This is a genomic window from Georgenia yuyongxinii, assembly GCF_006352065.1.
In the GTDB taxonomy this organism is placed as follows: Bacteria; Actinomycetota; Actinomycetes; order Actinomycetales; family Actinomycetaceae; genus Georgenia; species Georgenia yuyongxinii.
On the sequence record NZ_CP040915.1, the window covers coordinates 2,124,660 to 2,138,303 of the forward strand.

Below are 13,644 nucleotides of genomic sequence, written 5' to 3' on the forward strand. Positions count from 1 at the left end.
TGGTGAACTCTGAACCGATAGTGAACCTAGCGGGAGGTGGTTTCCCGGGTGTCACTCGAATGTGTCGGGGATGTTACGCCGCGCCCGGGCCTACGAGTCCTGCGTCACAACAAGAACAGCGCCGCCTGGGGGCCGTCAGAGCGCTGGGTAGGCTCGGCTGGTGCCCGATACGACGACCTCGACCCCCACGGTGGCGAGCCTCAGCCGCCGGATCCTCGCCCTCTGCGTCGACTGGGCCCTCGCGAGCGCCATCAGCGCCGGCTTCTTCCAGTTCGACGCGATGGCGACGCTGGGCATCTTCGCCCTCATGACCTGGCTCATGCTGTCGACACTGAGCGCGACCATCGGCCACGTGCTCGCAGGGCTCGCGGTGCGCACCCTGGCCGGTGGGTTCGCCGGTCCGCTGCGCGCGCTCATCCGCACCGTCGGTGTGTGCCTCGTCATCCCCGCGGTGGTCTGGGGCCCCGACGGGCGTGGCCTGCACGACATATGGGCGGGCACGGTCATCCGCAAGATCCGCTGAGCCACCGCGAACGCCGGGTACGCGAGCGCCGCGGTACCGCGAACGCTGCGGCCCGGCAGCCATCTGGCTGCCGGGCCGCGGCGTTCAGGGAGAGCGCGTCTCAGCGACCGCGCATGCCCTTGCGGTCGGGACGGGCGCGCATAGGGTCCACGCCCTTCGGGATCGGCATCCGGGCGGAGCCCAGCGCCTGCAGACGCTTGGCGACGGCGGCCACCTCCGCCGGGGTGAGCTTGCCCTTGAGCTTCTGCACGTGCCCGACCAGCTTCGGCAGCGAGACCTGCCCGTCCTCGTTGCCACACTGCACCAGGTGCACTGGCACGTTCGGGGCCACGCGCGCGACCTTGCGGCGTTCGTCGTCGAGCATGCGCTGAACACGGTGGGTGGGTCCCTCGGAGACGAGCACGATGCCCGGACGACCCACCATCCGGAAAACCAGGTCCTGCGTGCGGGGGTTCACCGCGACCGGCTGTTCCTGGATGTTCCAGCCCCGGCGGATCTGGCCGAGCGCCGCACCGGCGGCCCCGGGCTGCCCCTCGATCTGAGCGTATCCGGCCTTCCGTGTCTGCTGGGCGAGCACGATCATCATGAGCATCAGGGCCAGGAGAAGCCCGAAGAAGGTCATGTACCACGGATGCCCCCAGGCGAACCCGATGACCAGCGCGATGCCCATGACGAGCACGAAGACGCCGATGAGGATCCACGTGATGTTGGGGTTGACCTGCTTGGTCATCCGGTACGCGTCGGCGATGTTGTGGTACCACCGCCGCTTCTTCTCCTGGGGGGCGGCGGAGGAACCCTCGACGTCGCTCTTGCTCTTGCGGGCCATGATCACGAAGGATACCGGGCCCACGGGCGCCCTTCCGCGCGCCGTCGGTCACTCCGGCCACGCAGCCGTCACCTGGCGGTGCGCCTCAGCCTCCGGCTCGGCGGCGCCGTCACACATCGCCCGGGGCAAGCCGGCGCTGCGGCACCCGCACCGCCACCGCGGCGACGGCGAGAGCGGCAGCGCTGCCAGCGGCAACGGCGAAACCGGCCTGGGCGCCGTACAGGTCAGCGAGGTGCCCGGCCAGGGCGGCCGCCGCCGCCACACCTACGACGTTGGCCGAGCCCATCGCCGTCATGGCGACCGCCGTGCCGCCGGGCGGGGCAATCCGGCCCGCGGCTGTGAAGAGCGTCACCAGGGCAGGACCGACCAGGAGGCCGACGGCCAGGACCAGGGCCGTGAGCGCCGCGGTCGATGTGGCAGCCGTCATGGCCGCGGAGATCCCGGCGATGCCGGCGCCGCAGACCATCAGCCGGAGCCGGAGGCTGACGACGTCGGGCAGGGCGACGACGGCGAGCGCCATCACCGCCGAGCCCACCCCCATGACCGCGTAGATCAACCCGGCCCGGCCCGGCGTCCCGGCGGCGGTCGCGAACGCCGTGACCGCCGTCTGGCTGGCGCCGAAGAACATGCCCACGCACGCCATGCCCGCGAGCGCGGGCGCCACCGCCTTGAGCACCGCGACGAGCGACGGCGCCTTGTGGGCTGTGACCACCGATCGCACCGGGGCGGCGACACCGCTTGCCCGGGTCGCGGCCGGTGACAAGGCGCGGACGGGCTCGGGCTCCCTCGCGGTCCCTGCCGCCGAGCGGTGCAACGCGAACGCGGTGACAAAGAGCAGCACCAGGACGGCGGCGATGAGCACGGGCAGCTCCGGTGTGCCGAGCGAGGCCGCCACTCCGACGAGGGCGGGACCGAGCACGAACACCATCTCGTCGGCCATCGACTCGTAGCCCAGGGCCGCACCGCTCTGCCGTGGCCCGCCGCCGAGCGCCAACCATCGCACCCGGGCGAGTGACCCGACCGGCACGGTCGTGGCACCCACGGCGACGCACAGCACGCACAGGACGGACAGCGGCGCGCCGCCGCCCGCCGCGACAACGAGAGCAGCCAGCGCGGCCGCGTTGACCGGCGCGAGGATCAGAAGCGGTACGCGCTGCCCGCGACGGTCCGTCCACCGCCCGATGATCGGCCCGGAGACGGCGGTGGACAGGGCGAGCGACGCGGAGGCGAGACCGGCGTCACCGACGGACCCGGTTGCCGAGGCCACCAGGGTGAGCACGCCGAGCACCACCATCGAGGTGGGCAGCCGGCCGAGGAAGCCGACGACGAGGAAGGACCAGCCGAGCAGCCGCGGCAGGGCGCCGTACTGGCGGAAGGTTCGCAGCTGCGACACCCCTAGACCAGTGCCGCGGCTTCCTGCCGGGAGGTGCGCTTCTCGGCGAGGTGGGCGAGCTCGACCGGGATGGGCAAGCCCTTGCGGGACATCGCCTGCCCCCACAGCCGGCCGGCGCGGTAGCTGGACCGCACCATGGGGCCGGCCATGACGCCGAGGAAGCCGATCTCCTCGCCGATCTCGGCGAGCTCGACGAACTCCTCGGGCCTGACCCACCGGTCGACGGGGTGGTGACGGACCGAGGGCCGCAGGTACTGGTTGATGGTGAGCAGGTCGCAGCCGGCGTCGCGCAGCATCTGCATCGCGTCCACGACCTCGTCGAAGGTCTCACCCATGCCGAGCATGAGGTTGGACTTGGTGACGAACCCGTCCTCGGCGGCGGACGTGATGACGCTCAGGGACCGCTGGTAGCGGAACCCGGGACGGATGCGGCGGAAGATCCGCGGCACGGTCTCGACGTTGTGCGCGAGCACCTCTGGCCGGGACGAGAAGACCTCGGCGAGCTGGGCGGGGTCGGCGTCGAAGTCGGGGATGAGCAGCTCGACGCCGGTGCCGGGGTTCAGGTCGTGGATCTGCCGGACGGTCTCGGCGTAGAGCCAGGCTCCGCCGTCCTCCAGGTCGTCGCGGGCGACGCCGGTGATCGTGGAGTACTTCAGGCCCATCTTCTGGACGGAGAGGGCGACCTTGCGCGGTTCCATCCGGTCCAGCGCGGACGGCTTGCCGGTGTCGATCTGGCAGAAGTCGCACCGGCGGGTGCACTGCGACCCCCCGATGAGGAAGGTGGCCTCGCGGTCCTCCCAGCACTCGAAGATGTTCGGGCAGCCCGCCTCCTCGCACACCGTGTGCAGCCCGTTGCCGTGGACGAGCTGCTTGAGCTCGCGATACTCAGGGCCCATGACGGCCTTCGTCTTGATCCAGTCGGGCTTGCGCTCGATGGGGGTCTCGGCGTTGCGCGCCTCGATCCGCAGCATCTTCCGGCCCTCTGGTGCGATGGTCACGTCTGGCTACCTCGTCCCTCTCGACGACCGCCATGTTCCGGCGGCTCCGCCCAGATCCTACGTCGACCCTCCGACATGCACCCGGAAGTCCCGGCCGGCGGACACCGGAGGGCTGCTCAGACGGTCGCCGTCGCCGGCACCGCGGCTCGGTCAGCGGACGGGCCGGGGCCGGGGGCGACCTGCGCGAGCGCCCGCAGGAGCAGCTGCTCCGTGGCGTCGGCGATGTCCGTGACGGTCACGGTGCGCCCCGTCTCGGCGGACAGTGAGGTCACGCCCGCGTCGGTGATGCCGCACGGCACGATGCGGTCGTAGGCGGCCAGGTCGCAGGAGGCGTTGATCGCGATGCCGTGCATGGTCACCCCTCGCGCCACACGCACGCCGACCGCGCAGAGCTTGCGCTCGCCCCCGCGGGCGTCCGCCGGTACCCAGACGCCGGAGCGGCCGGGCACCCGCACGGTCTCGACGCCGTAACCCGCGGCGAGGTCGATGACCGCCTGCTCGAGCACCCGGACGTAAGCGACGACGTCGATCGGCGCACGCAGCCGGACGATGGGGTACGCGATGAGCTGCCCGGGCCCGTGCCAGGTGATGCGCCCGCCGCGGTCGACGTCGACGACGGGGGTGCCATCGGTGGGCCGGTCCCACGACGCCGTGCGCTTGCCGGCGGTGTAGACGTCCGCGTGCTCGAGCAGGATGAGCGTGTCCTCGGCTCCGTCGACCACCTCGGCGTGGATACGGCGCTGGAGGTCCCAGCCCTCCTGGTAGTCGATCAGCTCGGTCCCCAGGCTCACCCGCATCGTTCGCACGAGAGCGATGCTAAGCCCGCCGCCCGTGTTGTCCACAGGCGCGGGCCCAGCGGCAGCGCGTGGCGGCCCTCGCCTGCTTGGCTGGCGGCATGTCGATCACCAAGCGGCGTCGCGGCCGGTCCGGGGGCTCGGCCGGCACCGGCCGCGGCCCGGTGGTGCCGGGGTACGAGCTGCTCGCGCCGGTGGGGTTCGGTGCGACGGGTGCGGTGTGGTCGGCGCGGGACGGGTCGGGGCGGCCGGTGGCCGTGTCGATCCTGCCGCTCGCGTCGGGTGCGCGGGGTACCGCGCAGCTGCGCCGGCTCGGCAACCTTCGAGCGAGCCGGCACCCGCACCTGGCGCGGGTCGACACCGTCGTCGGGCTCGACGGCGGCCGGTGCGCGGTGGTCAGCGAGGTGGTCACCGGGCCCAGCCTGGCGACCGTGCGTGCGGCCCGTGGCCCGCTGCCGCCCGGCGAGGCGGCGACTCTGCTGGTGGCACTGGGCGCAGCGCTGGGCCACCTGCACGAGCGGGGCGTGATCCACGCCGACGTGGCGCCGACCAACGTGCTGCTCGCCCCCGGCGGCGTGCCGGTCCTTGTGGACCTCGCCGGGGAGGGTGCCCACGAGCGGGGCACGCCCGGCTTCGTGGCGCCCGAACGTCGCCGCGGTGCGGCGCCTGGCGCGGCTGGGGACGTGTGGGCGTTGGCACGGCTGCTGATGTGGGCCACCGACGGCGACCCCGAGGTGGCCCAGCTGCTTGCCCCGGCCCTCGCTGACGATCCGGCCGCCCGCCCACGGGCACGGGACCTGGCGGCACGGGCGCCGTCATTGGCGGAGGCGACGGCGGTGCACCTGCCGCCGCAGCCGGATCTCGCGCAGGCGCAGCTGCGCGCGGGCGTGAACCAGGTGCCGACCCAGCTGGCTGTCGCGCGGCGCCCCCGGCGCCGACACGCGCGCCCAGGCGCGTGGTGGGCCGCGTCGATCGTGGTGGTCCTGGCGGCGGCCGGTGGGGGAGCGGTCGCCTGGGGCGGGCCCGGTGGGCCGGCCGGGCTCCCGGCCGGGGATACCGAGCCGACTCCCGTCCCCGGGACGCCGCCCGCCAGGCTCAAGTCACCGATTGTTGTTGACGTCGGTGCCGACTTGCCGCCCGAGGCCACCGGTACCGGTACGAGCACCGACATCGGTGGCCGCACCGGCACCCCACCCGAAGAGGACCTGACCGTCGTCGTGGCCGATCTGCTCCGGCTCAGGGACGCCGCCCTCGAGGCCGCCGACGCCGATGCCCTTGGGGAGTTGACCGTCCCGGGCTCGAGGGCCGCCGCCGCGGATGCTGACCTCCTCGCCCGTCTTCAGGGCGCCCGGGTCCGCCTCGAGGGGCTGCGCACCGAGGTCGGCGACGTCCGCGTGGTCCGCGCCCCGGCCGGCGGCACCCTTGCCGAGGTCGAGGTGATCCTGAGGCAGCGGGTGCACCACCGACTCGCTCGGAACGAGGACGGGACCGACGCCGCGCGCTCCGACAGCGTTGTCGCGGTGCCGTCACGGCCTCCAAGGTGCGTCGCTCTGACCCTCGAGGGGCCCACGCCGTGGCGGGTGGCGACTGCGAGGCCGTGCGAGGCGGGGGAGGAGGTCGGCTGAGACGCGCGGACGCCAGAGGGCCTGCGGCATGCTCAGGCGTCGGACCTCAGGCGGCGGCGAAACCTAGGCCTCGGGTCTCGAGCTCCTCGGCAAGGATCCTGATCGCCTTGGGGCCCACGCCGTGGATGCGGAGCAGCTCCTGCGGGGTGACGGTCGTTAGCTGGTGGTACCGGGTGTACCCGCGCAGGGCGAGCTCCCGCCGCGCGACCTTGCCGATGCGCGGTGTGAGCTCAGACGCGTCTGGGTTCGTCACGGGCCTCCTCCATGTGCCGGGGGACGGCAGGAGCCCCGCACCGAGGGTGCGGGGCTCCAGCCAGATGCCGAACCGTCAGAGACCGACCTCGGCCTCGAACGCGCCCTCCTCGAGCCGTGCCTTGACGGTCTGGAGGAACCGACCGGCGTCGGCGCCGTCGACCAGGCGGTGGTCGTACGTCAGCGACAGGTAGATGATCGAGCGGATGCCGATGGTCTCGTTGCCCTCGGCGTCCTTGACAACTGCCGGACGCTTGACGATGGTGCCCACGCCCATGATCGCGACCTCGGGCTGGTTGATGATCGGCGTGTCGATCAGCAGGCCCGCCGAGCCCGTGTTCGTGATCGTGAAGGTCGACCCGGACAGCTCGTCAGGCGTGACCTTGCTGTCGCGCGTGCGAGCGGCGAGGTCGTTGATCTTCTTGGCAATCCCGCCGATGGTCAGGTCGCCGGCGTCCTTGATGACCGGGACCAGGAGCCCGCGGGGGGTGTCCACCGCGATGCCCATGTGCTCGGCGCCGTGGTAGATGACGTTGTCGCCGTCGATCGTGGCGTTGAGCTTCGGGTGCGACTTGAGCGCCTCCGTCGCGGCCTTGACGAAGAAGGGCAGGAAGGTGAGCTTCGTGCCCTCGGCCGTCTGGAAAGCGTTCTTGGCGCGAGCCCGGAGCGTGGCCACGCGGGTGACGTCGACCTCCATCACCGAGGTCAGCTGCGTCGAGGTGTCCAGCGACTCCCGCATGCGCTTAGCGATGACCTTGCGCAGGCGGGACATCTTCTCGGTCGTGCCGCGCAGCGGGGAGACCTCGACCTGGGTGGGCTGCTTGGCGGGCGCGCCGGCCGGCGCGGCAGCAGGTGCGGCCTGAGCTGCGGCCTTCTCGGCTGCGGCCTTCTCCGCCGCTGCCTCGACGTCCTGCTTGCGGATGCGGCCACCCACACCGGTGCCGGTGAGGGAGGAGAGGTCGATGCCCTTCTCCACCGCGAGCTTGCGTACGAGCGGCGTGATGTAGGCGGTGCCAGCGGCGGCCGGGGCGGCCTCCGCGCGGGCCGGCTGGGCGGTCTTGGGTGCTTCAGCCTTCGGTGCTTCAGCCTTCGGTGCCTCGGCCTTGGGCGCCTCAGCCTTCGGTGCCTCGGCCTTGGGCGCCTCAGCCTTCGGCGCCTCCGGGGCCGGAGCCTCCGCCGGAGCCTCCTTCGGTGCCTCGGCTGCGGGCGCTGCGGCGCCTGCCTGACCGACGATGACCAGGTCGGCGCCGACCTCGACCGTCTCGTCCTCCTGGACAAGGATCTTCAGCACGGTGCCGGCCACGGGGGAGGGCACCTCGGTGTCGACCTTGTCGGTGGAGACCTCGAGCAGCGGCTCGTCGACCTCGACCGTCTCGCCCTCGGCCTTGAGCCACCGGGTGACGGTGCCCTCGGTGACGGACTCACCAAGCGCGGGCATCTTCACGGCCTCACCGGCCGGTGCGCTGCCCCCGGTGGGCGCGTTCTGCGTCGCCTGGGCCTTCGCCTCCTCGGCGGGCGCGGCCTCGGCAGAGACGGGCTGGGCTGCCTCGACCTCCTCGGCGGCGGGGGCCTCGGAAGCGGCCGGCGACGTCTCGGCCGGGGCGCTGTCCTCGGCCGGGGCGCTCTCGCCGCCGCCGGTGCCGTCACCGATGACGACGAGCTCGGCGCCGACCTCGACCGTCTCGTCCTCCTCGACGAGGATCTTCTCCACCACGCCGGCGACCGGCGACGGCACCTCGGTGTCCACCTTGTCGGTGGACACCTCCAGCAGCGGCTCGTCGACCTCGACCGACTCGCCCACGGCCTTCAGCCACCGGGTCACGGTGCCCTCGGTGACCGACTCGCCCAGCGCGGGCATCTTCACGGACTCAGACATGTCCTGGCGTCTCCTTCGATCGGGTCAGTTGTGAGCGTGCAGGGGCTTACCGGCGAGCGCAAGTGCGGCTTCGCCCACCGCCTCGTTCTGGGTGGGGTGCGCGTGGACGAGGGACGCGACGTCCTCGGGGTACGCCTCCCAGTTGACCATGAGCTGGCCCTCGCCGATGAGCTCGCCGACGCGGTCGCCGAGCATGTGCACGCCGACGATGGGGCCGTCCTTCTCACGCACCAGCTTGATGAAGCCGGTGGTCTGCAGGATCTGGCTCTTGCCGTTGCCGGCGAGGTTGTACTCGACCGTCTCGACGCCGTCGACGCCGTAGGTCTCCTTCGCCTCGGCCTCGGTGAGACCGACGGAGCCGACCTGCGGCTCGCAGTAGGTCACGCGCGGGATGCCCGACTCCACGATGGGCGCGGGGTTCAGTCCGGCGATCTGCTCGGCCACGAAGATGCCCTGGGCGAACCCGCGGTGGGCGAGCTGCAGGCCGGGAACGATGTCGCCGACGGCGTAGACGTTGCCGACGCCGGTCCGGAGGCAGTCGTCGGTGAGGACGAATCCGCGCTCCATCGGGATGCCGTTCTCCTCGTAACCGAGGTTCGCGGTCGCGGGGCCACGGCCGACGGCGACCAGCAGCAGCTCTGCCTCGAGGGTCTTGCCGTCCTGGGTGGTGACCACGACGCCGTCGTCGTTCTGGGTCACGCCGGCGAACATGGTCTTGGTGTGGAAGGCGATCTTGCGCTTGCGGAAGGCGCGCTCGAGGCCCTTGGAGAGCGACTCGTCCTCGTTGGGGACCAGGTGCGGCAGGCCCTCGATGATCGTCACGTCGGCGCCGAAGGAATTCCAGACGGAGGCGAACTCGACTCCGATGACGCCGCCGCCCAGCACGATCGCGCTCTTGGGCACGTAGTCGAGCTGGAGCGCCTGCTCGGAGGTGATGACCCGGCCGCCGATCTCCAGACCCGGGAGGGACTTCGAGTAGGAGCCGGACGCGAGCACGACGTTCTTGCCGCGGTAACGGGTCCCGTCCACCTCGACCGTGTCCGCGGCAACCAGCCGGCCCCAGCCGTTGATGAGGTCGACCTTGCGGGAGGAGACGAGCCCCTGCAGGCCCTTGTAGAGGCGGGCGACGATGCCGTCCTTGAACGTGTTCACCCCGCCCATGTCGATGCCGCCGAAGGTGCTCTGCACGCCGACCGCCGCGCTCTCGCGGATCGTGTCGGCCACCTCTGCGGAATGCAGCAGGGCCTTGGTGGGGATGCATCCCCGGTGCAGGCAGGTGCCGCCGAGCTTGTCGCCCTCGATCAGGGCCACCTTCATGCCGAGCTGCGCACCGCGCAGCGCGGCGGCGTAACCACCACTGCCCGCTCCAAGGATCACGATGTCGTACTCCTGCGTTTCAGCCACGTACCTCTCCTCGAGCGCTCACAAGGCCCTGCAAGGTCCGGTCTGGGCCCGGGGCCGCCGCCATTGTTCCACCACCGTGGCGCAGGGGACTAAACGTTCCGTGCCGTGCCCGTCACAAAGTCGCGCCAAATCACCGACAACGTCCTGTGCACGCTCCCGCAACTGTCAGCGTTCCCTCAGTTGGGGGGCCTAACGTATGGACCGTGCGTCTGTTCTCACGCCGCAAGCGCAACGACGGGCTCGGGACCAAAGAGGCCCGCGCCCGCACGCTCGCGCACTTCCGCGAGTTCACCGCCACGCGGGTGGGCGTCGAGGCGTACATAGAACCGCCCACGGCGCACGACCCGCACACGATGGTGCTCGTGGCCCGCACAGGGGAGTGGACCCGCCGTCGGGTGCCCGACGTCCGCGAGGCCCGTGCCCTCGCCGGCGAGCTGCAGATACCGATCTACGACGTCCACCTCACCGGATACCCGGCGAGCATGCGCCGGTGGAGCGCCGCCAACCGCCGTCGGGCCTGACGGCCACGCCCCGCCCACCGAAGCCGGCGGACGGGGCGCGTCTCGTCCGAGCGGTCAGCGCCGTGCCGCGGCCTCCAGCACACCGAGCAGGGTGCGCAGGCCCATGCCGGTGCCGCCCTTGTGGGTGTAGCCGTACGGCGCGGACTCGTTGAAGGCCGGCCCGGCGACGTCGAGGTGCGCCCAGGGCGTCTCGTCGACGAACTCGCGCAAAAAGAGGCCGGCGACGAGCATGCCGCCGAACCGGTCACCCATGTTGGCGATGTCGGCCACCGGGGTCTTCATCGACTCGCGTAGCTCCTCGGGCAGCGGCATCGGCCAGACCTGCTCGCCGACCTCTCCGGCCGTGGCCACGACGGCGTCGCGCATGGCCTCGGTGCCCATCACGGCCGCGACCCGGTTGCCCAGGGCGACCACCTGCGCACCGGTCAGGGTGGCGATGTCCAGGACGGCGTCGGGCTTCTCCTCGCAGGCAGCCACCAGCGCGTCACCGAGCACGAGGCGGCCTTCGGCGTCGGTGTTGAGCACCTCCACCGTCGTTCCGTCCCGCATCGTGATGACGTCGGAGGGGCGCTGCGCGCCGCCGCCGGGCATGTTCTCGGCGAGCGCGAGCCATCCGGTGACCTTGACCGGCAGCTCGAGAGCGGCGGCCGCGAGCACCGTGTGCAGCACGGTCGCCGCGCCGGCCATGTCGCTCTTCATGGCCTCCATACCCTTGGCCGGCTTGAGGGACAGACCGCCCGAGTCGAAGGTGATGCCCTTGCCCACGAGCGCGTAGTGCGCCACGGGCCGGGCGGGGGAGTAGACCAGCTTGACCAGTCGCGGCGGGCGGGCCGAGCCCTGCCCGACGGCGAGGATCCCGCCGTAGCCGCCGGCGGCCAGCTCACGCTCGTCCAGAACGGTGACCTTGACCTTGGTGCCCTTGGCGGCGGCGCGGGCCTCGTCCGCGAACGTCTCGGGGTACAGGTGCCGCGGGGAGGCGTTGACGAGGTCGCGGGTGGCGCGCACGCCGTCGCCCACGGCGCGGGCTCGGGCGAGCGCAGCCTTGGCCTCCTTGTCGCGGGCCAGCGGGGTGGCCAGCTCCAGGCGGGCGACGGGCGCGGGGTCGGTGCTCTTGTAGTGGTCGAAACGGTAGGCGCCGAGCAGCGCGCCCTCGGCGACGGCGCCCACCTGCGCTGCGGTCTCGGCCGGCAGCGCGAGCACGGCGTCGCCGGTACCGGCGAGGCTGCGCGTGGCGGCGCCCGCGGCTCGGCGTAGCGCCTCGGGCGTGGGCTCGCGCGTGACGCTTCCCACACCGGTGAGGACGACGATGGTGGCTGCGACCTCGTCGCCGGCGGGCACGCGGACCACCTCGTCGGCCTTGCCGGTCACCCCGAGGGCGGGCAGCACGGCGGCGAGCCTCGTCACGCTCTTCGCGGGCAGCTGCCCGGGCAGGAACAGGCGCGGGCCGTCGTCGGTCTGGGCGACGGCGAGGACGAGGGCGTCGGCACTGATGCGGGCAGGGTTCTTGGTGCTCAGGTTCAGGTCGGTCATCCAGCCGATGCTAGTCCGGGCCGCCGTGGGCGGTAATCTCCCGGGGTGCAGCTGACCGTCACCCTCACCGCAATCCTGGTCGCGCTGCTCGGGCTGTGGGCGCTGTGGTTCGCCGTCATGGGCCGAGCCGTGATCCTGCGTCAGCTCATCGCCGGCGGCGTGGTCGAGGTAGCCATCGTGGCGCAGCTCGTGGTGGCGTTCATCGGGGTCGCGCGCGGGTACGAGCTGGCGGATCCCTGGACGTTCTGGGGGTACGTGGTCACCGCCCTGTTCCTGCTGCCCGTTGCTGGAGTGTGGGCACTGGCGGACCGCACCCGATGGAGCTCCGTGGTGCTGGTGGTGGCCTGCCTGGCGATCCTCGCCATGCAGGCGCGGGTGTGGCAGGTGTGGTCGGCGTGAGCCGGAAGGACGAGGACGAGAACCCCATGGCACAGCGCGAGCAGGCGACCTCCGAGCACGTCGCGACGACGTCGGCCACCGACACCCGCCGCCCGGCCTACGGTGTGGGGCGGGTACTCATCCTGGTCTACGGCATCTTCGCTGTTGCCGCCTCCGCCCGGGCGAGCGTGCAGCTGCTGCGCGACGCCGCGGAGGCTCCGGTCGCCTACAGCCTCTCAGCCCTCGCCGGCGCGATCTACATCGTGGCCACGATCGCGCTGGCCCACAACGGCCGGCGGATGCGCCGGGTGGCGTGGGTCGCCGTCGTCATCGAGCTGCTCGGCGTGCTGATCGTCGGCACCCTCAGCCTCGTGGAGCCCGCTCTGTTCCCGCAGGACACCGTCTGGTCGCGGTACGGCGGCGGATACGGGTTCGTGCCTGCGGTGCTGCCCCTGCTGGGGATCGGGTGGCTCTGGTACTCCAGCCCGGCCCGGGTGGTCGCGCGCGCCGAGCGCGGCTGAACGCGCGTCCCGTTCGCCGACCGGCGGACCGACTCGGGCTGGCGACAGGCGGCTGCGATAGGTTGACCGGGTGCCGCACGCCCGCAGCCTGCTCTCCCTCCTCGACCTCCCGCGCCCGGAGATCGAGCGACTCTGGCTCGCCTCCGCGGGGTGGAAGGACCAGCGTTCCCGGCGGCGGGCCCGCTTCGCCGACCGGCGCGTCGCGACCATCTTCGACGGCCCGGCGTTCCGCACGCGGCTGGCGTTCGACACCGCGATCGACGCCGTCGGCGCGCACCGCGTGGACCTGCCGCTGGTGCTGGGGGAGCGCGAGCCGATCGAGGACACCGCGGCCATCCTGTCCTCCGCCGTTGATGCCGTCGTGGTGAGAGCCCGCGACCACCAGTCCGTCGCCAGCCTCGCCGCCGCCTGCGACGTCCCGGTCATCAATGCCATGACCGACGCCGGGCACCCGGTGGAGATCTTCTCCGAGGCGTTCAGCGTGCTGGAGCGGCGCGGCCCCATCGACGACGTCGTCCTCACCTTCGTCGGGGACGCGACCAACGTGCTGCGCTCGTGGTGCGAGCTCACCGTCGGCTTCGAGCTGCAGGTGCGTCACGTCTGCCCGCCCGGGCACAACCTGGACGAGGACTTCCTGGCGGGCCTGGCCGAGCTGGGGCAGCGCGGGAGCGTCACGACCACTCACGACCTCGCCGAGGGCGTCGAGGGCGCGGACGTGCTGTACACCGACGCGTGGCCCCTGGCGGCACGCAAGCCGGGCCGGCGCCGCGCCGCCTTCGAGCCCTACCGCATCACCACGGACGTGCTCGACGCCGCTGGGCCGAAGTCGATCCTCATGCACGTCATGCCGGTCAAACGAGGCGACGAGGTGACGGCGGAGGCGTTCGCCGATCCGCGCTCGGTCTCGCTCGCCGCCAAGCGCAACCTTGCCCCGACCCACGCCGCCATCGTCGAGCGCGCCCTCGGCTGAGCCTCCTGATCCTCCGTGGCACCGGGAACGGCG

At 72.3% G+C, this 13,644-nt stretch carries 14 protein-coding genes; 6 read left to right on the forward strand and 8 right to left on the reverse strand.

Features of this window, described 5'->3' with window-relative positions; all coding sequences use genetic code 11:
- The first annotated feature begins 160 nt into the window (after nt 1-160).
- Entirely contained in the window at nt 161-523 is a 363-nt protein-coding gene (locus FE374_RS09600) for an RDD family protein (RefSeq protein ID WP_168205652.1), read from the forward strand.
- Nucleotides 524-623: 100 nt separating this feature from the next.
- On the opposite strand, the gene FE374_RS09605 is transcribed toward FE374_RS09600, so the two are convergent.
- From FE374_RS09605 to lipB, 4 genes are all read right to left on the reverse strand, one after another.
- Complete coding sequence (locus FE374_RS09605; RefSeq protein WP_139928572.1) at nt 624-1,349, reverse strand: DUF4191 domain-containing protein; 726 nt, start codon at nt 1,347-1,349, stop codon at nt 624-626.
- 109 nt (nt 1,350-1,458) lie between these two features.
- On the reverse strand, nt 1,459-2,742 hold the full coding sequence (locus FE374_RS09610) for an MFS transporter (RefSeq protein ID WP_139928574.1): 1,284 nt from the start codon (nt 2,740-2,742) through the stop codon (nt 1,459-1,461).
- Nucleotides 2,743-2,744: 2 nt separating this feature from the next.
- Nucleotides 2,745-3,740 carry a lipoyl synthase gene (lipA, locus tag FE374_RS09615; RefSeq protein WP_139928576.1) on the reverse strand — a complete coding sequence of 332 codons (996 nt, stop codon included), beginning with the start codon at nt 3,738-3,740 and terminating at the stop codon, nt 2,745-2,747.
- A gap of 116 nt (nt 3,741-3,856) precedes the next feature.
- Complete coding sequence (gene lipB, locus FE374_RS09620; protein WP_139931506.1) at nt 3,857-4,537, reverse strand: lipoyl(octanoyl) transferase LipB; 681 nt, start codon at nt 4,535-4,537, stop codon at nt 3,857-3,859.
- A 98-nt stretch (nt 4,538-4,635) separates the two neighbouring features.
- On the opposite strand from lipB, the gene FE374_RS09625 reads away from it, so the two are divergent.
- Nucleotides 4,636-6,159, forward strand: a complete 1,524-nt coding sequence (locus tag FE374_RS09625; protein ID WP_139928578.1) for a serine/threonine-protein kinase — start codon at nt 4,636-4,638, stop codon at nt 6,157-6,159.
- A 46-nt stretch (nt 6,160-6,205) separates the two neighbouring features.
- Here FE374_RS09625 and FE374_RS09630 read toward each other — a convergent pair whose 3' ends face one another.
- From FE374_RS09630 to lpdA, 3 genes are all read right to left on the reverse strand, one after another.
- Nucleotides 6,206-6,412, reverse strand: coding sequence for a helix-hairpin-helix domain-containing protein (locus tag FE374_RS09630; RefSeq protein ID WP_139928580.1), 207 nt, complete (start codon nt 6,410-6,412; stop codon nt 6,206-6,208).
- 75 nt (nt 6,413-6,487) lie between these two features.
- Nucleotides 6,488-8,287, reverse strand: coding sequence for a 2-oxoglutarate dehydrogenase, E2 component, dihydrolipoamide succinyltransferase (gene sucB / locus FE374_RS09635; protein ID WP_139928582.1), 1,800 nt, complete (start codon nt 8,285-8,287; stop codon nt 6,488-6,490).
- A gap of 24 nt (nt 8,288-8,311) precedes the next feature.
- Nucleotides 8,312-9,691, reverse strand: a complete 1,380-nt coding sequence (gene lpdA / locus FE374_RS09640; RefSeq protein ID WP_139928584.1) for a dihydrolipoyl dehydrogenase — start codon at nt 9,689-9,691, stop codon at nt 8,312-8,314.
- Between the two features lie 203 nt (nt 9,692-9,894).
- Between lpdA and FE374_RS09645 the strand changes: the two genes are divergently transcribed.
- A complete protein-coding gene (locus tag FE374_RS09645; protein ID WP_139928587.1) occupies nt 9,895-10,212 on the forward strand; it encodes an oxidoreductase in 318 nt (105 codons plus the stop codon).
- Between the two features lie 54 nt (nt 10,213-10,266).
- Here FE374_RS09645 and FE374_RS09650 read toward each other — a convergent pair whose 3' ends face one another.
- A complete protein-coding gene (locus FE374_RS09650) occupies nt 10,267-11,742 on the reverse strand; it encodes a leucyl aminopeptidase (protein WP_139928589.1) in 1,476 nt (491 codons plus the stop codon).
- A 45-nt stretch (nt 11,743-11,787) separates the two neighbouring features.
- On the opposite strand from FE374_RS09650, the gene FE374_RS09655 reads away from it, so the two are divergent.
- The 3 genes from FE374_RS09655 to FE374_RS09665 all read left to right on the forward strand — a co-directional run bounded on the left by FE374_RS09655 (nt 11,788) and on the right by FE374_RS09665 (nt 13,611).
- Complete coding sequence (locus FE374_RS09655) at nt 11,788-12,141, forward strand: hypothetical protein (protein WP_139928591.1); 354 nt, start codon at nt 11,788-11,790, stop codon at nt 12,139-12,141.
- The gene (locus FE374_RS09660; RefSeq protein WP_230978230.1) at nt 12,138-12,641 is read left to right on the forward strand and encodes a hypothetical protein; all 504 of its coding nucleotides are present in this window, start codon (nt 12,138-12,140) and stop codon (nt 12,639-12,641) included. The genes FE374_RS09655 and FE374_RS09660 overlap by 4 nt, the downstream gene beginning before the upstream one ends.
- Before the next feature lie 70 nt (nt 12,642-12,711).
- Nucleotides 12,712-13,611: an ornithine carbamoyltransferase gene (locus tag FE374_RS09665; protein WP_139928593.1), complete on the forward strand. Its 900-nt coding sequence runs from the start codon at nt 12,712-12,714 to the stop codon at nt 13,609-13,611.
- The last annotated feature ends 33 nt before the right edge of the window (nt 13,612-13,644 follow it).